This window comes from Paenibacillus sp. 2KB_20, assembly GCF_052115765.1.
GTDB lineage: Bacteria > Bacillota > Bacilli > Paenibacillales > Paenibacillaceae > Paenibacillus_AQ.
Window position 1 is genome coordinate 310,352 of sequence record NZ_JBFRHH010000007.1, and the last position, 20,668, is coordinate 331,019.

At 48.6% G+C, this 20,668-nt stretch carries 23 protein-coding genes; all 23 read left to right on the forward strand.

Features of this window, described 5'->3' with window-relative positions; genetic code table 11:
- The first annotated feature begins 8 nt into the window (after positions 1 to 8).
- The 23 genes from AB4124_RS20350 (at position 9) to frr (ending at position 20,604) form a co-directional block, all read left to right on the forward strand.
- Positions 9 to 533, forward strand: a complete 525-nt coding sequence (locus tag AB4124_RS20350; protein ID WP_076324982.1) for a FliO/MopB family protein — start codon at positions 9 to 11, stop codon at positions 531 to 533.
- Positions 530 to 1,282, forward strand: coding sequence for a flagellar type III secretion system pore protein FliP (fliP, locus tag AB4124_RS20355; protein ID WP_076324981.1), 753 nt, complete (start codon positions 530 to 532; stop codon positions 1,280 to 1,282). The genes AB4124_RS20350 and fliP overlap by 4 nt, the downstream gene beginning before the upstream one ends.
- Positions 1,283 to 1,321: 39 nt before the next feature.
- A complete protein-coding gene (fliQ, locus tag AB4124_RS20360) occupies positions 1,322 to 1,591 on the forward strand; it encodes a flagellar biosynthesis protein FliQ (protein ID WP_009594725.1) in 270 nt (89 codons plus the stop codon).
- Between the two features lie 11 nt (positions 1,592 to 1,602).
- Complete coding sequence (fliR, locus tag AB4124_RS20365) at positions 1,603 to 2,391, forward strand: flagellar biosynthetic protein FliR (RefSeq protein ID WP_441974007.1); 789 nt, start codon at positions 1,603 to 1,605, stop codon at positions 2,389 to 2,391.
- Between the two features lie 20 nt (positions 2,392 to 2,411).
- On the forward strand, positions 2,412 to 3,500 hold the full coding sequence (flhB, locus tag AB4124_RS20370; RefSeq protein WP_441974194.1) for a flagellar biosynthesis protein FlhB: 1,089 nt from the start codon (positions 2,412 to 2,414) through the stop codon (positions 3,498 to 3,500).
- A 24-nt stretch (positions 3,501 to 3,524) separates the two neighbouring features.
- Positions 3,525 to 5,558, forward strand: a complete 2,034-nt coding sequence (gene flhA / locus AB4124_RS20375) for a flagellar biosynthesis protein FlhA (protein ID WP_076324979.1) — start codon at positions 3,525 to 3,527, stop codon at positions 5,556 to 5,558.
- Positions 5,555 to 7,003: a flagellar biosynthesis protein FlhF gene (gene flhF, locus AB4124_RS20380; RefSeq protein ID WP_441974008.1), complete on the forward strand. Its 1,449-nt coding sequence runs from the start codon at positions 5,555 to 5,557 to the stop codon at positions 7,001 to 7,003. The genes flhA and flhF overlap by 4 nt, the downstream gene beginning before the upstream one ends.
- Positions 7,000 to 7,890 carry a MinD/ParA family protein gene (locus AB4124_RS20385; RefSeq protein ID WP_430105056.1) on the forward strand — a complete coding sequence of 297 codons (891 nt, stop codon included), beginning with the start codon at positions 7,000 to 7,002 and terminating at the stop codon, positions 7,888 to 7,890. Before flhF ends, AB4124_RS20385 begins: the two co-directional genes overlap by 4 nt.
- 38 nt (positions 7,891 to 7,928) lie before the next feature.
- Complete coding sequence (locus AB4124_RS20390; RefSeq protein ID WP_441974009.1) at positions 7,929 to 9,266, forward strand: protein-glutamate methylesterase/protein-glutamine glutaminase; 1,338 nt, start codon at positions 7,929 to 7,931, stop codon at positions 9,264 to 9,266.
- Positions 9,267 to 9,289: 23 nt separating this feature from the next.
- Entirely contained in the window at positions 9,290 to 11,359 is a 2,070-nt protein-coding gene (locus tag AB4124_RS20395) for a chemotaxis protein CheW (RefSeq protein ID WP_441974010.1), read from the forward strand.
- Positions 11,360 to 11,412: 53 nt separating this feature from the next.
- The gene (locus AB4124_RS20400) at positions 11,413 to 11,874 is read left to right on the forward strand and encodes a chemotaxis protein CheW (protein ID WP_076324974.1); all 462 of its coding nucleotides are present in this window, start codon (positions 11,413 to 11,415) and stop codon (positions 11,872 to 11,874) included.
- Between the two features lie 36 nt (positions 11,875 to 11,910).
- Positions 11,911 to 12,504, forward strand: coding sequence for a chemotaxis protein CheC (locus AB4124_RS20405; RefSeq protein WP_251035541.1), 594 nt, complete (start codon positions 11,911 to 11,913; stop codon positions 12,502 to 12,504).
- Positions 12,497 to 12,994 carry a chemotaxis protein CheD gene (locus AB4124_RS20410; RefSeq protein WP_006211305.1) on the forward strand — a complete coding sequence of 166 codons (498 nt, stop codon included), beginning with the start codon at positions 12,497 to 12,499 and terminating at the stop codon, positions 12,992 to 12,994. Before AB4124_RS20405 ends, AB4124_RS20410 begins: the two co-directional genes overlap by 8 nt.
- Positions 12,995 to 12,997: 3 nt before the next feature.
- Positions 12,998 to 13,399 (forward strand): hypothetical protein, encoded by a 402-nt coding sequence (locus AB4124_RS20415; protein ID WP_215156483.1) that lies wholly within the window; start codon positions 12,998 to 13,000, stop codon positions 13,397 to 13,399.
- Between the two features lie 15 nt (positions 13,400 to 13,414).
- Positions 13,415 to 14,203, forward strand: coding sequence for a FliA/WhiG family RNA polymerase sigma factor (locus AB4124_RS20420; protein ID WP_071220103.1), 789 nt, complete (start codon positions 13,415 to 13,417; stop codon positions 14,201 to 14,203).
- A 30-nt stretch (positions 14,204 to 14,233) separates the two neighbouring features.
- Complete coding sequence (locus tag AB4124_RS20425; protein ID WP_076324972.1) at positions 14,234 to 15,643, forward strand: DUF342 domain-containing protein; 1,410 nt, start codon at positions 14,234 to 14,236, stop codon at positions 15,641 to 15,643.
- Between the two features lie 58 nt (positions 15,644 to 15,701).
- Positions 15,702 to 16,013 carry a hypothetical protein gene (locus tag AB4124_RS20430; protein ID WP_441974011.1) on the forward strand — a complete coding sequence of 104 codons (312 nt, stop codon included), beginning with the start codon at positions 15,702 to 15,704 and terminating at the stop codon, positions 16,011 to 16,013.
- Between the two features lie 25 nt (positions 16,014 to 16,038).
- The gene (locus tag AB4124_RS20435; RefSeq protein WP_441974012.1) at positions 16,039 to 16,584 is read left to right on the forward strand and encodes a DUF6115 domain-containing protein; all 546 of its coding nucleotides are present in this window, start codon (positions 16,039 to 16,041) and stop codon (positions 16,582 to 16,584) included.
- Positions 16,581 to 17,189: an endolytic transglycosylase MltG gene (locus AB4124_RS20440; protein WP_441974013.1), complete on the forward strand. Its 609-nt coding sequence runs from the start codon at positions 16,581 to 16,583 to the stop codon at positions 17,187 to 17,189. Before AB4124_RS20435 ends, AB4124_RS20440 begins: the two co-directional genes overlap by 4 nt.
- Before the next feature lie 239 nt (positions 17,190 to 17,428).
- Positions 17,429 to 18,127 carry a 30S ribosomal protein S2 gene (rpsB, locus tag AB4124_RS20445; RefSeq protein WP_036642081.1) on the forward strand — a complete coding sequence of 233 codons (699 nt, stop codon included), beginning with the start codon at positions 17,429 to 17,431 and terminating at the stop codon, positions 18,125 to 18,127.
- 246 nt (positions 18,128 to 18,373) lie between these two features.
- Complete coding sequence (tsf, locus tag AB4124_RS20450) at positions 18,374 to 19,024, forward strand: translation elongation factor Ts (RefSeq protein ID WP_076325251.1); 651 nt, start codon at positions 18,374 to 18,376, stop codon at positions 19,022 to 19,024.
- 297 nt (positions 19,025 to 19,321) lie between these two features.
- Positions 19,322 to 20,050, forward strand: coding sequence for a UMP kinase (gene pyrH / locus AB4124_RS20455; protein ID WP_006211297.1), 729 nt, complete (start codon positions 19,322 to 19,324; stop codon positions 20,048 to 20,050).
- A complete protein-coding gene (frr, locus tag AB4124_RS20460) occupies positions 20,050 to 20,604 on the forward strand; it encodes a ribosome recycling factor (protein WP_071220110.1) in 555 nt (184 codons plus the stop codon). Before pyrH ends, frr begins: the two co-directional genes overlap by 1 nt.
- Positions 20,605 to 20,668 lie beyond the last annotated feature (64 nt).

Consider the following 20,668-nt stretch of genomic DNA (forward strand, 5'->3'; position numbering starts at 1 on the left):
TTCTTCTTATGATGATGGCAGCTTCTGACGGATTAAGCTCAAGTAGTACTACCGGGTATTATTTACAGTTATTTTATGTCTTTATCGTACTTGCCATCATCGTTGCGTTGATCGTGTTCCTGATTCGCTTTCTCAGCAGAAAGAATCAGAGCTGGATGCAGGGCCGCTCCATTCGTACTTTGGGTGCGGTTGGGATGGGCCCTAACAAGTCCCTTCAGCTCGTCGAAATTGGGGGCATCATCTATGTGATCGGAGTTGGCGAAGACGTCCGGTTGGTGGACAAAATTTCTGATCCAGCTGAAGTTGCGCTTATCCAAGCTGCATTTGAACAGGATTCTGGAATACATAATGGGGCACTGCCGCCTTTCATAACGAAATTGGCGGCAAAACTCCGTAAAGGCAAACCACCGGAAGAAATGGAATTGGACGATACATCTTCTTTCCATGAAGTGTTCGAATCCAAGCTGCGCAGCGTACCGAACCGGAAAGAAAAGGTCGAAGAATTGCTGCGGGAGGATCAAAAAGATTCATGAATAAAAAGATCTCGTACGCTATCGCGATTTTCATATTGTTTGGATTTCTGTTTTCCCATACGGCATTTGCGGATCCGATTCCAAACATCGATATTCAAATCGGCAATGAGGGAGACACACCGGGGACAAGCTCCTTGTCCTTGATACTCCTGATCACCATTCTTAGCATTGCACCGGCGATACTGGTGCTGATGACTAGTTTTACAAGGATTGTTATCGTGCTTGGCTTTGTCCGCACTTCGCTCGGCACACAGCAAACACCGCCAAACCAAGTGTTGATCGGCCTGGCCCTGTTTCTTACCTTATTCGTAATGGCTCCAACGTTGTCGTCGATGAATGATGTAGCGCTCCAGCCCTATCTTAAAGGTGAGATTACCCAAGCGGAAGCGCTGGATAAGGCTCAAGATCCAATGAAGAAGTTCATGTTCGCGCACACACGGGAAAAGGATCTATTGTTGTTCATGAATTACACAGGCGCAGAGAAACCCGAATCTTACGAGGATATTCCATTAACGGTTTTGGTACCGGCATTTGCCATTAGTGAGCTGAAGACCGGCTTTCAAATGGGCTTTATGATCTTCATTCCGTTTCTGGTCATCGATATCGTGGTTGCCAGCGTGCTGATGGCGATGGGTATGATGATGCTGCCGCCGGTCATGATCTCGCTGCCATTCAAGATTTTGCTCTTCGTTTTGGTAGACGGCTGGTATCTGGTCGTGAAATCCATGCTGATGAGCTTTAACACGTAGCAATAAGCGGCAAGTAATTCGAATACAGGGGGACTCGCCGTGAGCGCTGAATTTATTATCGGTCTGGCAGGACAAGCGGTCTATATTGTGCTCCAGGTGAGCGCACCGATGCTGGTTCTCGCACTGGTTGTCGGACTTATCATCAGTATTTTTCAAGCGACAACACAAATCCAGGAACAGACGCTGGCTTTCGTACCAAAAATTATTATTGTTCTTGTAGCATTACTGCTGTTTGGTCCTTGGATATTAACGACGTTAGTGGATTTTACCCACGGGATTTTGGACAATCTCTACAAATATATCGGATAGGCTGAGTGTCCATGGAATGGTTACAGCAAAGTTTACCTGTTTTCATGCTTATTTTTTGTCGAATAACAGCTTTTTTTGTAATATCGCCAGTGTTTACTTCACGCGGTATACCTGCTTCTTACAAAATAGGCCTTTCGGCCATCATTGCCCTGATCGTATATTTTTCGTTCGGGCTCGGAGAAGTGGTTCCGCAAGATCTGTCTTATGTCATATTGATTGTCCAGGAAGTATTGGTGGGACTGCTTCTTGGTTTCACTGCTTATCTTATTATGACCGTCGTCCAAACGGCAGGAGCATTAATTGATATTCAGATCGGGTTCAGCATGGCCAATGTCATCGATCCATTTACAGGGACTTCAACCCCATTAATCGGTACCTTCAAGTATTATCTGGCTCTACTGGTATTCCTGAGCATGAATGGTCACCATTATCTGCTCGATGCGATCATGTACAGCTATGATTGGATTCCGATTACGGGTGATGTGTTTGGGAAGATCCATGACGGCGATGTAACGGATTTTCTCGTACGGACATTCTCGCACTCTTTTGTATTGGCACTTCAAATGGCCGCTCCGCTGGTAGCAGCCCTGTTCCTGACCGATGTCGGGCTTGGCTTTCTGGCAAGGACGGCACCGCAGTTCAATGTATTTGTTATAGGTATTATCATCAAAATCATCGTTGGACTCGTGCTGCTGATGCTGCTCATGCCGATGCTGGTATCACTATTTGATCATCTGTTTGCCAAAATGTTTGAAGCACTCCGGCAGTTGCTCGGCGTTATTGGAGACGGGCCGACTTAAGGAGGATGGAGGTGAAGCAGATGTCATACCGGTATCCGGTCGACTTACAGCTTTTCGCTGGTGAAAAGACGGAGAAAGCCACACCGAAGAAACGCCAGGATACGCGTAAGAAAGGCCAAGTTGCCAAGAGTATGGAGGTATCGGGTGCATCGGTTTTGCTGGCCGCATTCTTTTGCTTGTTAATTTTCGGCGGGTATATGAGAGACCGCATCGTTCGATTATTCACCGACATTTATATTAATCGGCTCTCCATGGACGTTACGAAAGACAATGTGATGCAGTTATTTGGGGAGTATGGTGTCCAAATCTTGCTTCTGCTGGCTCCGTTGTTTATCTCGGTGTTCGTTATTGCGCTGGTGGCTAATTATTTGCAGGTCGGGTTTATGCTGACGGGCGAGACTTTGAAAATGAAGTTCAGTAAAATCGATCCCATCAAAGGGTTCAAGAACATATTCTCGATGCGTTCCTTGGTCGAATTTTTGAAATCGGTCATTAAATTGACCATCATCGGTTACCTCGTGTACACCACCTTGTGGGCTGCGAGGGAAGGACTATCTTCCTTGTCAACGATGGGACCCGACACCATTTTTCATTTCGTGGCCGATATCACCATGTCACTGGGTTTCAAGATTGCCATCGGGCTGATTATTCTAGCCATTCTGGATTATATGTATCAGAAATATGATTACGAAAAAAACATTCGAATGTCCAAACAGGACATCAAAGACGAGTTCAAGAAGATGGAGGGCGATCCGCTGATTAAGGGAAAGATCAGGGAACGCCAGCGTCGGATGGCACTTCAGCGGATGATGCAGGAAGTCCCGAATGCCGACGTTATCATCACAAACCCGACCCACTTTGCAGTGGCGATCAAATATGACGGGTCCATGATGGAAGCTCCGCAGATCATTGCGAAGGGCCAGGATTTCATGGCCTTGCGGATTAAAGAAATAGCGAAGGAACACGGAATTATAACGATGGAAAACAAGCCGCTGGCACGCGCTTTGTACCAACGGTCGGAAATCGGGGATTCGATTCCGGGAGACCTGTTCCAGGCCGTAGCGGAAGTGCTGGCCTATGTATATAAACTAAAAGGTAAAGTGAAATAATTAGGGACCGGAGGCGTCAGTGCAGTGAAAATAAAAGATCTATCTGTCCTTGCGGGTGTCATTGGCATCGTACTCATGATGATTCTTCCGATCCCGGTATGGCTGCTCGATGTACTCCTGATTATCAATGTCTCGCTGGCGCTTATTATTTTGCTGGTGGCCATGAATACGAAGGAAGCCTTGGACTTCTCCATTTTCCCTTCCTTATTGCTCATCACGACATTGTTTCGTGTAGCGCTTAACATTTCGACAACGAAGCTGATCCTGTCGGAAGCTAGCGCGGGTGAGGTTGTAGCCACGTTTGGTAAGTGGATAGCGAATGGTGAAATTGCGGTTGGCTTCATCGTCTTTTTGATTCTTGTTGTCGTACAGTTCATCGTCATTACCAAAGGCTCGGAGCGGGTAGCCGAGGTTGCGGCAAGATTTACGCTCGATGCGATGCCTGGTAAACAGATGAGTATCGATGCGGATTTGAACGCAGGTTTGATCAATGAGCAGCAAGCCAGGGAGCGCAGAAGAAAAATCGAGCGGGAAGCCGATTTTTACGGGGCTATGGATGGTGCAAGTAAATTCGTTAAGGGTGATGCCATCGCCACGATTGTCATCATGCTGATCAACCTGATCGGCGGGTTTATCATCGGGATCTCGATTCATGGAATGTCATTCGGAGACGCGATGAGCACTTACTCCATCCTGACGATCGGGGACGGATTGGTCAGTCAGATTCCAGCGCTTCTGATTTCCACTGCAGCGGGCTTGATTGTTACAAGAGCCTCTTCGGAAGGGAACCTGGCGGAGGATCTAACAGGGCAGCTCTTCTCCTACCCTCATCTATTGTACATTGTTTCAGGTACCGTTCTGTTGCTAGGGATTTTCACACCCATTCATCTGATTACGACCGCACCGATTGCTCTCATCCTATTCATTGCGGCACGGAGGATGCAGAACAATCTGGATCGCAAGCAGGTCGAAGTGGAGCAGTTGGAGGAGGAACAGCAAATCGAAGAGGTTCGAAGTCCGGAAAGTGTGATCAACCTGCTTCAGGTGGACCCGATCGAATTCGAATTCGGGTATGGGTTGATTCCGCTCGCAGACGCGCAGCAAGGTGGAGATTTATTGGACCGGATCATTATGATTCGGAGACAATGCGCACTTGAGCTGGGACTCGTCGTACCGGTTATCCGAATTCGCGACAATATTCAACTAAAACCGAATGAATATGTCATAAAAATAAAAGGGAATGCTGTCGGCGGTGGTGAATTATTATTAAATCACTATCTCGCCATGAGCCCTGGGTACGAGGATGATTCCGTAACGGGGATCGAAACGACCGAACCGGCATTCGGGCTTCCTGCTCTTTGGATAGATGAAGCCATGAAAGAGCGAGCGGATCTTGCCGGCTATACGGTTGTCGATCCACCATCTGTTGTGGCTACCCATTTGACTGAGTTAATTAAGAGACATGCCCATGAGCTGATTGGGCGCCAGGAGACCAAGGCATTGGTTGACAATATTAGAGAAAGCTATCCGGTCCTTGTGGACGAGCTTATTCCTTCTGTGCTGACCATTGGAGAAGTACAGAAGGTATTGGCTAAGCTGCTCCGCGAAAAAATCTCAATCCGGGACATGGTCACAATTCTCGAGACCCTTGCGGATTACGGACATTATTCGAAAGATCCCGATGTCCTTACCGAATATGTTAGACAAGCCCTCTCTCGCCAAATTACACAGCAATATGCTCAAGAGGGCGAGGCCATGCGGGTTATCACGGTTGGACCGCAGCTGGAGAAGAAGATCGCCGAAAGCGTCCAGCAGAGTGACCAAGGAAGCTATCTCGCCATGGACCCGGCATCGACACAGAGTGTGTTTCAGAAGCTCAGTGAACAGGTTAACCGGATCATTCAGATGGGACAGCAGCCTGTTCTGCTTACCTCACCGGCCATAAGAATGTATTTAAGGCAGGTCATTGAACGAAGCATGCAGGATATTCCGGTGTTGTCCTATAGTGAGCTGGAGCCGAACGTCGAAATTCAAAGTGTCGGAGTGGTGAACTTATGAGAGTGAAGAGGTATATCGTCGACACGATGCCTGAGGCGATGCAGCACATTCGTACGGATTTGGGTGCGGATGCCGTCATACTGAGTACGAAGGAAACCAAGGTAGGCGGATTCCTGGGGATGTTTACCCGTAAGAAGATCGAGGTGATCGCGGCAGTAGAGCAAGCGGAGAAATCCAAAGGTTCTGCTTCGATGAAGTCCAAAGTTCTGCCTGCTGTACCTTCTGGTGCTGTACCCAAGGCTTATCAACGGACGGCTGAAATCTCGAAGCCCGGTACACAGACCTCCACGAACTCTGCGAGTAACACGGATACAGCTTCCGGTGTACAGCATGAGGATGACTATAGTCGTTTTGCCGAGATTCTGAGCCAGGTTGCAGCTTCCGAGGAGGAAGTTAACAGGCAAAAGAACGAAGTGGGCCATGTGCAACAGCCTGCAGCAGCTGCACAAGCAGCGATGCGAAACGATCAAACGGAAACAGCAGCTTCCGTTAAATCTGTTCAATCGGTTCAATCATCCCGTGGGGGACAGGAGGAGTCTTTAAGTTCCCGTCTAGGAATTAGCGAATCCGAACAAAGAGTCCTTGAAGAACTTAAGGAAATGAAGGAATGGATTGCCCGATTATCCAGGCAAAATCTTGAAGCGCAGCATCTTCCTGAGCCGCTGCATTTCATTCGGGATCAGCTGCTCAAACAGGATCTTTCGGCCAAACTGACGGAAGAGTGGCTCACGACCGCGGAGGAAGCCTGGAAAGCTAATCATATGCAGATGAGTGAGGCCGAGCTGCAGAACGTGATTTACAAGCAAGCTGAGGCGTTCCTTGAGGGGCGTATCGGCGGCGGCGTTCAACCCGAGACGCGGATTGTATATATCGCTGGACCGACAGGGGTCGGTAAGACTACCACGATCGCGAAGATCGCTGCAGAGCAGCTGTTCCGTAACCAACGCAAGGTAGGTTTTATTACTTCCGATACGTATCGGATATCTGCCGTTGAACAGCTGCGTACTTATGCATCCATTCTCAATGTGCCGATGGAAGTCGTGCAATCGCCTGGTGATATGCAGCGAGCCCTTCAGAAGCTGCAGGATTGTGATTTGGTGTTGATGGATACAGCAGGTCGGAACTATCGGAACGAGTTGCTCGTTTCCGAGCTTCAAAGCCTGTTCTCCCATTCCGATCAAAGCGAAACCTATCTTGTGCTCAGCCTGACCTCCAAGAGCAGCGATATGATCGAAATCGCGGATCATTTCAGCAAATACGAACTCGATAAGGTCATCTTCACGAAGATGGATGAGACCGGCAGTTACGGCTCCTTGTTTAATCTGATAGATGCGCATAACCTTCGCTTGTCCTATATGACCAATGGTCAAAATGTGCCGGATGATCTGTTGATGGCCGACAGCGAGCGGTTATGCCATCTACTGCTGGGAGAGATTCGTACATGACGGATCAAGCTCAATCGCTCCGCCAGCTTGTTTCTTCTCAGCAATCAGGGAACAGCGGTAAGGCAGCATCTCCAAGAACGGCCAAGATTATTACGGTCAGCAGCGGTAAAGGCGGGGTTGGGAAATCCAATTTCACACTGAATTTTGCGCTGACTTTACAGTCGATGGGCAAAAAGGTATTGGTGTTTGATGCCGATATCGGGATGGCAAACATTGACGTTCTTATGGGCGTGAGCTCTCGGTACAGCTTGTATCATCTCATTCGCCGGGAGAAGAGCATTGAAGAAGTAATTCAATATGGACCGGACAAGCTTCCTTACATTGCCGGAGGTTCCGGTTTGGCTGACATGATGTCCCTGTCTGAAGAGGAAATGAATTATTTTATTTCACAGATTGAAATTATTTCCTCGGAAATGGACTATATCATTTTTGACACGGGAGCTGGCTTGTCCAAGGAAAATATGAGGTTTATTACGTCCGCTGATCAATGCCTTGTCGTCACGACGCCGGAACCGACATCCATTACGGATGCTTATGCCTTAATCAAGGTGGTGCACGGCACGGAAAACCAGGTTCCGTTCAGCCTAATTGTCAATCGTGCGGGTGATGAACAGGAGGCTCGGGAGGCAGCAAACAAAATTATTTTGACGGCCGAGCGTTTCCTTGATATCGACATCAAGCTGCTCGGCTCGATTGCCGATGATACGCATGTTGTTCAGGCGGTTAAGCGGCAGGTCCCATTTACAGCAGCTTATCCGCGATGTAACGCCTCTAGTGATATCAGACGGATCGCGCTTCGCTACATGACCGTTCCTGCTGCCACAGAGCCGAAAGCTCCGAAGGGAATCAAAGGATTTATGCATCGGTGGCTCAAACGTACGAAATGATTCTTTGCTTGGATTAATGGAAACTGAGGTGGACATCTATGAAGCCTTTTCGTGTGCTTGTCGTTGACGATTCCGCATTTATGAGGAAAATCTTTTCCGATTTCATCGAGCGTGACCCATCTTTTCAGGTTGTCGGAACAGCTGATAACGGGCTTGACGCCGTTCGGAAAGTAAAGGAATTGAATCCGGATGTCATTACACTGGATGTAGAAATGCCGGAAATGAACGGCCTGGATGCTCTGAAGTTCATTATGGAATCGGGCCCCCGTCCGGTCATTATGTTGTCCGGCATTAATGAGCAAGGCATGAAAGAGACCATTCTTGCCCTTGAGGCAGGAGCATTTGATTTTATACGAAAGCCTTCCATTTCTAATGCGCTTGATATTGAGCAGGTGTGTTCAGAACTAATGAAGCAACTGAATGCGGCGATGCAGGCTAAACAGCGGAGGGCATTGTGGGAAGAAGAAGAGCAGAGACGACGGAGTGCGGACATAACGGTTCCTCTTTCGCCAAAGCCTTCTGACAAAACGCTGAACAAGAAGCCGCAGCTGACTGAGACGCGAACGACGGTCCGCGAGACTGACCAACGGAGCAAGCGAATGGATTCGCCTCGTTTGCCGTCATCTCGGACTGTTGAGAAGAAGATGCCTACTGTTACGGACGGCGCCGAGCCCTCCGGTTCAAAGAGAAAACGGGCAGATCGTAAGCCTGTTGCAGACTTAGCTGCAGTCGTGCTTCCAGAGAACGAGGGTCGTCAGCTCCGTGAAGCCAAGATACCGCAGACAACGGAATTGACGGATTTGGTTGCGGTGGGCTGCTCCACAGGCGGGCCAAGAGCATTGAAAGCTTTTCTCGAGCCCATTCCCGGCGACTTCTGTGCCCCGATTGTCATCGTTCAACATATGCCGCCGAGTTTTACCAGATCGCTTGCACAGCGCTTGAATTCATTCAGTCAGCTGGATGTCATGGAAGCAGAACAAGGGATGGTATTGGAACCGGGGAAAGCCTACATTGCACCGGGGGGCAGTCATATGAGGGTTTACCGCTCGGACAGCGGCGCTTACCAAATCAGGATCAGTCAGGATGAGACTCGCAATGGTCACCGTCCGTCTGTAGATGTGCTGTTCGAATCCCTACTGCCGTTGACCATGATCAAACGTCATGCGGTGCTGATGACCGGCATGGGAAGCGATGGAGCGAGAATGATGAAGAAGCTTTACGATTCAGGAGTGACATCCACCTATGCGGAGAGCGAGCAAACCTGCGTCGTATACGGGATGCCAAGATCAGCTGTTGAGCTCGGTTGCGTAAGCCACGTTCTGCCACTTCATGATATTGCACCTAGAATGGTTCAAGCTGTAAATAACGGAAAGTGAACTTGAAGAGGAGGTGTCTCTCAATGGACATGAATCAATATTTGACAATGTTTATTGATGAGTCAAATGATCATCTGCAATCATTAAATGAAAACATGCTTCAATTAGAAAGCAACCCGGACGATATCGGGATCGTACAGATTATTTTTCGATCGGCTCATACGTTGAAGGGTATGGCAGCAACGATGGGATACGAAGATCTGGCTTCACTTACCCACCAGATGGAAAACGTGCTGGATCTTGTCCGGAACGAAAAGCTAAAGATGCAGGATTTCATCTTTGACACGCTCTTCAAAAGCTTGGACGCTCTTGAATCGATGGTGCAGGATATTACCGAAGGCGGAGACGGGAAAGCGGATGTTTCCTCGATCGTGGCTTCCTTGCAGTCGATTGTACGTGGTGAAGGAGCTTCGACTGGAGGGGGAGCTGCCGAAGGAGATAACTCCGCTGTGGCTGTCCAAGGAATTGAATTGGATGAGTTTCAATTTTCCGTGCTTGATCAATCGATTTCGGAAGGACATAAGGTTTTATATATACAAGTGACATTGCGAGAGGATTGCCAACTCAAGGCGGTTCGTGCCTACATGGTATTCGAAACGCTGGAAAGATCCGGGGAAATCGTCAAAACGTATCCGGACGTTCAAGAGATTGAACAAGGTGAATTCGATCGCGTATTTTCGTTGTATTACATAACGCAAAGAGAAACGCAAGACATTGAAAGCCAGATTCTGGGCGTTTCGGAGATCGAGACTACTACGGTTGTGGCGCTCGATCATGAATCTTTGCAGCAAATGGTTCAGGAGAGCGCGGCTACAGCAGAAGCTGTCAAACCGCAAGTTTCAGAGGCAGCTCCAGCGGCTGTGGCTTCACCGGAAGCCAAGAGTCCTTCAGCGCCTGCCAAAGAGTCCAAGGCACCTGCCCGAAATGCAGGGGGAGGTAATCCTTCGAGAACGATCCGGGTTGATATTGAGCGGCTGGATGTATTAATGAATCTGTTCAGTGAGCTGCTTATTGACCGGGTACGGCTAGAGCAATTGGCCAGTGAGTCCAAGAATCAGGAGCTGACGGACACCGTTGAGCATATGAGCCGCGTGAGCAGCGATTTGCAGAATATCGTCCTGAAGCTGCGCATGGTTCCTGTAGATACGGTGTTTAATCGTTTCCCAAGGATGGTGCGTGACCTTGCTAAAACACTGGACAAGAAGATTGATTTGATTATTACCGGAGCTGAGACGGAGCTGGATCGTACGGTTATTGATGAGATTGGTGACCCGCTGGTCCACTTGCTGCGCAACTCGGCTGACCATGGTGTCGAACCTGTTGCCGACCGCATCGCTGCTGGTAAACCGGAGACCGGTACCGTGCATCTGCGTGCGTTTCATAGCGGCAACAATGTTTTCATTGAGATTGAAGATGACGGACGCGGCATTTACCGTGACAAAATTCTGAAGAACGCGCTGGCAAAAGGCGTTGTGACAGAGGCCGAAGCAGCGACCATGACCGATGACGAGGTCAATCAACTGCTGTTCGCACCGGGATTCAGCACCGCAGAGAAAATTTCGGATGTATCCGGCCGAGGTGTTGGGCTCGACGTTGTTAAATCCAAAATAGTTGCCCTGGGCGGTAACGTCACCATCTACTCGACACCGGGGAAAGGCACGAACTTTTCCGTTCAGCTTCCATTAACGCTGTCTATCATTGCAGCTATGTTAATCCGGATGGGATCTGAAAAATATGCGATTCCGCTTTCCTCCATTGTTGAAACGGGCATCATCAAGCGTGGCCAAATCAAACATGTTCACGGCAGTCGCATGATCCAGTTCCGAGAATCGCTGATTCCGGTCATCTCGCTCAGCCGCTTGTTTGAAATTCCGGGTTTTGATGAGGAGCTGGAAGAAGAAACAGAGATCGTTGTAATCCGCAAAGGGGATCGTCTGGCGGCACTTACTATCGATGATTTTATCGGACAGAGTGAAATCGTCATTAAGAATTTGGGTAAATATCTGCCTGCCATTCAGGGAGTATCCGGAGCAACCATTCTAGGGGATGGACAAGTCGCTCTCATTATTGACGCAAATGCATTTATCAAATAACAGGTTGCTATAACTCAGGCGGCAGGCCACACATTTTGAAGGAGGACTTATTCATGGGAGAAGAAATCAAGGTTATTGTCTTTAGACTTGGCGAGGAAGAATACGGCATCGAGGTAGACAAGGTTCAGACCATTGAGCGAATGATGCCCATTACGCGTGTTCCCAAGACCTATGCTTTCGTAAAAGGGGTTATTAATCTTCGCGGCGTCGTCATTCCTGTAATCAATCTGCGCGGCCGCTTTGGATTGGAAGAGGTTGAAGCAACCGATCAAACGCGGGTTATCATCGTGGCGGTCAATGACATGCAGGTAGGTTTTATCGTGGATTCCGCAAGTGATGTCATCGATCTGAATACGGACAGCATTGACAATCCACCTGAGGTTGTCGGCGGAATTAAAGCGAAATATCTTCGCGGTGTCGCGAAGGTAGGAGAGGAGCGCCTTCTCGTCATGCTGAATCTGTCCGAAGTGCTGAACAAAAGTGAGATTATTCAGCTGGAAGGCCTTGAGGAGTAGACAGTGGAGCTGTTTAAGCATGGCAAGGAAATCAAAATGGATGTTTTGAAGGAAGTTGGAAACATCGGAGCGGGCAATGCGGCAACCGCCCTCTCCCGCTTGCTTAACAAACCGATTGATATGGCTGTTCCCAAGGTTCAACTCCTGCCTTTTGAACAGATTGCCGAAAGTGTAGGAGGGAGCGAACAACTCGTTCTTGCCGTATTTTTACGGGTAGAAGGCAGTGCGCCGGGAAATCTCTTCTTTATTATGAGTCCGGAAGCCGGGAAGAATTTGCTGCAGAATCTGGCGGGCTTTGAAGTGTCGGATGAGGAGCAATTCTCCGAGATGGAGCAGTCCGCATTATGCGAGATCGGAAATATATTGTCAGGCTCGTACTTATCGTCGCTCGCTGATTTGACCAATCTGTCCATGACACCTACGGTGCCGGCTCTCGCGATGGATATGGCAGGTGCCATCTTAAGTTATGGACTGCTGCAGTTCGGAGAAATGGGAGACGATGCCCTCTTAATCAACACGACGTTCCTAGAAGGGCAGAACGAGGTGGAAGGCCAGTTCTTCCTCATACCTGATCCACAATCATTTGCTCAAATTTTCGAAGCTTTAGGAGTGCCTTTAGAGCATGATTGAAGAACAAAGCATAGTGAAAGTAGCCATGGCGGATCTGAACGTCGCAGGTCCAAACGGTATTTTGCGTACAACGGGGCTCGGCTCGTGCGTCGGACTGACGTTGTATGATCCGGTGACGAAGATTGGTGGAATGGCGCATGTGATGCTTCCATCTTCAGCGATTGCCAGAGAAGGGCAGCTAAACCTGGCAAAATACGCCGATACGGCTCTTCCGATTCTGTTGAACAAGATGAGGAACTTGGGGGCTTCCCCGGCACGTATGGTAGCCAAAATGGCCGGTGGAGCTCAAATGTTTGCTTTTGCCGGCTCCGGTGACACCATGCGCATCGGTCCTCGTAATGTGGAGTCCTGCAAGGCTGGGCTCGAGCAGATGGGGATAACGCTAATTGCCGAGGATACCGGAGGAAATTACGGAAGAACCGTTGAGTTGGACTGTGCAACGGGTAAGTTTACAATACGAAGCGTACAAAAGGGCATAAAGGAATTGTAGCTAATGGGAAAACTTCGTTTTTATCTGATGACTGGAATTGCCGGATTTGTGTTCACATTTATTTTCTCCATACGTAACAATCTGTGGATGACTAGCATGTATCGGGCTCTCCTTGCATGTGCGATTTGGTTTCTTCTGGCGTTCCTGTTGAATTGGGTGTTTGGTGCCATTACGGGTCCGCGAGCCACTGTTCAAGGGGACGCCGACACGCAGCGGGAGCAAGACCGAGGGACTGTTCTTGATTTATCCACGCCTGATGAGGATCGGGAATTGATGGATTTAATCCATTCCGAATCCAGCAGCAAAGAGAATGGAGACTTTGTACCGCTAAATCCTCCTAAGCTGGTTTCAACGAAAGAACCCGAAGAACTGGCCAAGGCCGTTCGTCACCTTACGGAAAAATAAGGAGGGTGAAGGCAATTGGACGAACGTAAAGCTTCTGTGCTAAACCATGCGGATTTATGGAGCGCATGGAAGGAAGATGGAGACCATGAAGCGAAGAAGAAACTAATCGAATATCATTTGCATATCGTTGACTATGTTTCAAGCCGTTTGGCCATCGGTCTTCCGAAGAACGTTTCTAAGGGAGATTTGGCCAGCAATGGGGTAATGGGTCTGATTGACGCCATCGAGAAGTTTGATTACAAACGAGGCCTGCAATTCGAAACCTATGCTTCTTGGCGTGTGCGTGGGGCTATTCTGGACTCGCTGCGCCAAGGGGACTGGGTGCCGCGCTCTGTCCGCGAGAAGGCGAAGAAGATTGAAACTGCATATCAGCAGTTGGAACAGAAGTATTTACGCAGCGTCAGTGATTCCGAGATGAGTGATTACCTTGACGTGACCGAGAAGGAATTCCGGCACATGCTGCAGGAAGTAGCAGTCATGACATTGACATCTCTGGAGGATCCGATCCGCGAGGAGGAGTCTGAGACCCGAATGTCGCTCCTGGTTGATGAGAAAGCGAAAAATCCGGATCACAAGGTCCATGAATTTTACCTGCGAGAAGCCCTGATGAAGGGTATCGGTAAATTAACCCCGAAAGAGCGGACCGTAGTTTCCTTATTATATTATGAGGATTTATCACTCAGCGAAATTGCTGAAGTGATGTCGCTATCACCTTCACGAATATCTCAGCTTCATTCCAAAGCGATTTTGAGACTTCGGGGCGCGCTCGATAAAGATCGGGATTTGCTGATGCAAAACGATTGACGCTTGCCATATATGAAGGGGGTTCCTGGATTGTCTGTAGATTATGCATTGGATCAGTACTTTAGCGTTACGCTATCGGATGACAAGGTCGTCGCCTATATACAGTTCACCAAATGGGAGAAGGATTTCTCTTGCTCTGTAGAAGCTCTTGAACAATTTCTGAGAAGTCACCAGATACGATATGGACTTCAACATGATACGTTGCGGCGAATCGCAGATCATGCGGAGGAATATCAATATAGTAGAACGCCGATTGCAATGGGAACGGAACCTATGCACGGACAGAACGGCAGAATCGAATTTACCGTTAATTTTGGGAATGAGACGAATCTGAAGCCGCTTGAGATCGAAGATGGCAAAGTGGATTATAAAGAAGTGATTCGTTTAAATAATGTAAAGAAGGGGCAGCTGCTTGCCACCCGAATCCCGCCAACGAAGGGAGTCCCTGGAACGGCGGTGACCGGAGAGGAGATTCCGAGCAAACCGGGAAAGGAAGCTCATTTCAAGGTTGGGAAGAACGTCGTTGTTAACGCCGAGAAAACCGCCATGTACGCTGCAATTGACGGACTCCTCACCAAAACCGAAAAGGGAAAAATCAATGTGTTTCCGGTATATGAGATTAACGGAGATGTTGATTACAGTATAGGCAATATCGACTTTGTCGGCACGGTGGTCATTCGCGGCAATGTGCTGACCGGATTCAGAATCAAGGCAGCAGGGGACATCCGAGTCACTGGCTTTGTGGAAGGAGCCGAGCTGGAGGCTGAAGGCTCGATCGATATATCCGGTGGAATCATCGGTTATAACAAGGGTTATGTCAAGGCGGGTCAGGATGTCAAAAGCTCGTTCATCCAGGATGGAAACGTCATAGCCGGCGCTAGCGTATTTGTCTCGCAGAGCATCATGCACTCCAATATCCGGGCGGTCCGGAATATCGAATGCAACGGTATGAAGGGCCTTGTGGTAGGCGGCATTTTGCAGGCGGGGGAAAAAGTGGTTGCCCGAACGATCGGAAACAGCATGTCGACAGCTACCGTAATTGAAGTTGGTGTTCTCCCCGAGCTGCGGAATGAACTGTCGGATCTTAGAGCCCAATTGAAACAGTCATTGGAAAGTATGGATAAAACCGATAAAGCGCTTTATCTTCTGAATCAGTTAGCTTCCTCGGGTCAATTGTCGCCAGACAAGCTGGCGCTGCGAATCAAACTGAATGCCACCAAAAAATCAAACATGGCAGAACAATCCGATATTAAGGACCGAATGCTGGAAATCGAGAAGATGCTTGAGGATACCGGCAAAGCAAGAGTGAATGTGGTAAAGACGATCTACGGCGGTGCCAAAATTGTCATAGGGCGGTATACCCGCTTTGTTAAGGATCCCACGCAGCGGGTTTCTTTTTACTATCATGAAGGGGATATCACTATGGTACCGCTCTTGTAGGACAGAACAGACGTTTTAAATGCTTGTGGACATGATCCTATATCATGAGGTGATTCCATTGAGTTTGAAATCGGTTGAGATGCAAATTGCCGTCCCCAGAACCAATGAAGCGGGCAAGATGCATAATGAATCCCAGCAGCGCCCGATGAATGATCAGACGCTGCTTGCGGGTGAGTTATCCAAGAACAGCCGTGCGGAAGCCCAGCGAAGTACAGAAGTGAGTGAGACGGCGGAAACAGCCGTGCGCGATGACGGGAGCCGTCAATCCTCTGGGCAGCAACAAGGTCGGGGAACGACGGAAACGGGCGAGATATTGGAGCAGCCGGCAGAGCATCCCTATAAAGGCAAAAATTTCGATGTTTCGCTCTAGATAATTTATAGGCACAAAGGAGTTAATGGATTTGAAACCATGGATATATATCGTGCTGCTTGGCATTGCCGCCGTGCTGTATGCATTTATGCTGCCGAAACGCCGTGAAGAGGCCGTGTCCAGCGAGCGGGTTGTAAAAGAAGTGGAGAACACGCTTGAAGGATATATGGCGGAAATCCAGAACGAGAACGAACAGCTGGTGGAACTGGTTGGTCAGATGAAGAAAGAGCTTGATGCCAAGCAGCAAGCACATCAAGAGCAGGTCAGTGATTTGCGGGAGCGCATGCTGGCCATGGAGCAGAAAATGACCGAATCGCAAACGCGTCTTCGAACAGCGGAAGAGAAGCTGGCGCAAACGACTGCGGCCGCTTTTTTGTCTGCAGGAGAGGCTGCAGCGGCTTCCGAAGCTGAGCCTGCACCACTTGTCCATTCCATCAAATCCAGATACGCGGAGCTGTTTGATCTATATGAACAAGGAAAGTCCATCGATATGATTGCCAAGACCACGGGTCTTCAGCGAGGCGAAGTTCAACTTATTATCCAGTTGGCCAAACAGGAGGAATCCGTGTGATCAAGAACCGTACATTTATGATGGGCCTGGGGAGCGGTCTCGTGATCGGCGCGGTGCTGCTTCAGCTGATGTGGATCGGTCAAGGCACAGCCGCATCGGAGACGCAGGAGTTAACGAAGGAGCAGCTGATGGCTGCAGCGGAAGCTTTGGACATGCAAGTTGTCGAAGGTTCGGACGAGCTGATGACGGCGGAGCAGTGGGAAGAGAAGAGGCTTGGTGAGAGCGCTGGTGAGTCCGAAGAAGGGGCCGATCCTGCACGGAAGACGGGAACGGACAAGCCGGAAGCACCGCAGCAGCCGGAGAAGCCTGAAGCGGGCGTGGATAAGAAACAGGGATCTACTCTCAAAGTGACGGATCCGGCGAAGCCGAAAACGCCAGCCAAAGCGGAAGCGCCTATCAAAGTGAATATTCCAGCTGGAAATAATCTCAGTGATGTGGCAAACAGTCTTTTGCATGCTGGCGTCATTGATAACAAACAAGCATTCATTAATAAGGCAACCGAGAAAAAGATCAACACCATGATCCAAAGCGGTACATATTCGTTCACAGCAGGCGAGAGCTACAATTCGATCATAACCAAAATCACAGCAAAACCCTCCAACTAGCCCTTCGGTTGAGAGTGGTTTTTTTCTTTACAGGATCTGGTTGCAGCCGTTGATGGAATGGACCTGATCAAGTACACAAAAGACATTGCAACCTGCCCATGGTTATGTTATAGTAATTGACGGTGTTAAAACACACGCTAGAGTGATTTCGTTGAGGGTGCTTCCAGGATTGGGAGTCTTAATGAAAAATGATCTTGGCGGAGGGACACACAAAAACCAAACTTAGGAGGTGCGTGAAGATGGCAGTAATTTCCATGAAACAGCTTTTGGAAGCTGGCGTACACTTCGGTCACCAGACTCGTCGCTGGAACCCGAAAATGGATAAATTTATCTTCACTGAAAGAAACGGTATCTACATCATCGACCTGCAAAAAACGGTCAAGAAAGTTGAAGAAGCATTCAACTTCGTGAAAAACGTAGCTGGAGAGAACGGTACAATCCTGTTCGTCGGCACGAAAAAACAAGCTCAAGATTCCGTGAAGGAAGAAGCAGAGCGTTGCGGTATGTACTACATCAACCAACGTTGGCTCGGCGGAACTTTGACTAACTTCGAAACGATCCAAAAGCGTATTAACCGCTTGAAGCAGCTCGAAGCTTGGGAAGAGGACGGCACGTTCCAAGTATTGCCTAAGAAAGAGGTTATCCTTCTCCGCAAAGAGAAAGATCGTCTTGAGAAATTCTTGGGTGGTATCAAGAACATGAAGGGTCTTCCAAGCGCATTGTTCGTTATCGATCCTCGCAAAGAGCGTATCGCCGTAGCGGAAGCTCGCAAATTGGGTATCCCAATCGTTGGTATCGTTGATACGAACTGTGATCCGGATGAAATCGACTATGTAATCCCAGGTAACGATGACGCGATTCGCGCTGTTAAATTGTTGACTGGTAAAATGGCCGATGCTGTTGTTGAAGCTCACCAAGGCGAAGAAACAACTGCGTAATCAGGATTAAACGTATAAATCATGAATTAAATGAAAAGGGTGGTTGGTAGGTGTATAACCTCTCACTGCCCTTTTTTTAAGATGTTAGAACGGGTGACGTGCGAATAACGTGTGGAATCTGGAGCCTGGCATCGCTGGGGAAGAACAACTACTTAACGCGGTTTGAATCTTGGAGAGAACAATCGTATGACGGTTTTCGAGAGGTTCAAACGCAAACTTCATCATACCAATTTGGAGGGAATTCTAATGGCAGTAACAGCTAGTGCGGTAAAAGAACTTCGCGAAAGAACAGGCGCGGGCATGCTGGATTGCAAAAAAGCGCTGGATGAAACAAATGGTGATATCGACAAAGCGGTCGCAGTACTTCGCGAAAAAGGTTTGTCTGCAGCAGCTAACAAAGCTGGACGTATTGCAACTGAAGGCGTTGTCGAGTCTTATATTCACGGCGGCGGACGAATCGGCGTTCTCGTTGAAATCAACTGTGAAACCGACTTCGTAGGTAAAACAGATCAATTCAAAGAGTTTGCTCGCGATATCGCGATGCATATTGCCGCTGCAAACCCTAAATATGTTCGTCGCGAAGAAGTGCCAACGGAAGAGCTTGAGAAAGAAAAAGAAATTTTGAAAAACCAAGCCCTGAACGAAGGCAAGCCTGAAAAAATCGTTGAAAAAATGGTTGAAGGCCGCATCAACAAATACTATGAAGAGTATTGCTTGCTTGAGCAATCCTTCATCAAAGATCCTGACAAAACGATCAACACGCTGCTTAACGAAAAAATCAGCACGATCGGTGAGAACATCTCCATCCGTCGTTTTGCTCGTTTTGAATTGGGCGAAGGCTTGGAGAAAAAACAAGACAACTTCGTTGAAGAAGTTATGTCCCAGGTGAATAAATAAGCCGAATAGGCTAATATAAGTTATAGAAAAGAGTGGAACACACCTGTGTTCCTTCTTTTTTAAGAGATATAAAGGCATAAGAGAGATAAGATTGTTATAAATTCGGAGTAAAGGCACCCTTATCTCACAAGAAAGTATGGATTTAAGTCTTGATTAGACGACCAGAAGTTTCTACTTGAGACGGATGTGTGTACCCGATTTTTATAAACCGTCAAGCAGTGTGCCGGTGTGTCTGTCTGTCGTTTTTCAAACGGGCGTCGTATACTTAGGCGCCGTCTTAAAGTGGAGGGTTATCATTTGGAACAGCCTGTATATAAACGAGTGATATTGAAAGTCAGTGGGGAATCCCTTTCAGGGCAGAATGGATATGGTATTGATGCTGAGACGATCTCATCGATCGCTGAGCAGGTTCGTGAGGTTGTCGAGCTTGGTGTGGAGGTCGCGATCGTGTGCGGCGGCGGAAACATCTGGCGCGGTATTGCTGGCAGCGCGAACGGAATAGACCGTGCAACAGCAGATTATATGGGGATGTTGGCAACGGTGATGAACTCTTTGGCATTGCAAGATGCTTTGGAGCAGATCGACGTGCCGACTCGGGTGCAAACCTCTATCTCCATGCAGCAAATTGCGGAGCCGTATATTCGCCGTAGAGCCATTCGGCATTTGGAAAAAGGTCGTGTCGTTATTTTCGCGGCAGGAACAGGTAACCCCTACTTCTCCACCGATACGACTGCAGCGCTTCGCGCAGCGGAAATCGAAGCAGAAGTGATTCTCATGGCGAAGAACAAGGTGGACGGAGTGTACTCCGCTGATCCATTTAAGGATGAAACTGCCGAGAAGTACGAGCAGCTGACGTATCTAGACGTATTGAACAAAAACCTTGGGGTAATGGACTCTACAGCTTCATCGTTATGTATGGACAACAACATCCCGCTCATCGTCTTCGCTATTACGGAGCAAGGTAATATCAAGCGCGTCGTTCTGGGCGAGAAAATCGGAACGATCGTCAAAGGGAGTGTAGATTAATGCCGCAATCGGTGAAAAAGAATGCAGAAGAACGCATGGAAAAAGCGATCCTGTCTTTGAAGCGTGACCTGGCAACGCTGCGCGCAGGACGGGCAGCACCAGCGCTACTCGACCGGATCACGGTGGAATACTACGGAGCACCAACCCCGCTGAATCAGCTGGCTAACATCAGCACGCCGGACTCCAGAACGCTCATGATCCAGCCTTGGGACAAGTCGTCCTTGGCCGATATCGAGAAAGCGATCATGAAATCGGATGTCGGATTGACGCCGGCGAATGATGGTAATCAAATTCGCCTCGTCGTACCTGCACTGACGGAAGAGCGCAGAACCGAGCTGGTGAAAATGACGAAGAAATTCGGCGAGGAAGCGAAAGTGGCCATCCGCAACATTCGCCGTGATGCCAACGACGACATCAAAAAATTGGAGAAAACAGATATTTCCGAGGACGAGTCCCGGAGACATCAGGAAGATATCCAAAAAGCGACGGATAAATTTATCGCAGAAGTCGACAAAGTCCTCGTTGCTAAAGAAAAAGAGATTATGGAAGTATAAGAGACTTGTGGCCCCTCCTGTCAATGGTGGGGTTTGTCTCTTTTTTTGCAGAAAGATGCCTGGA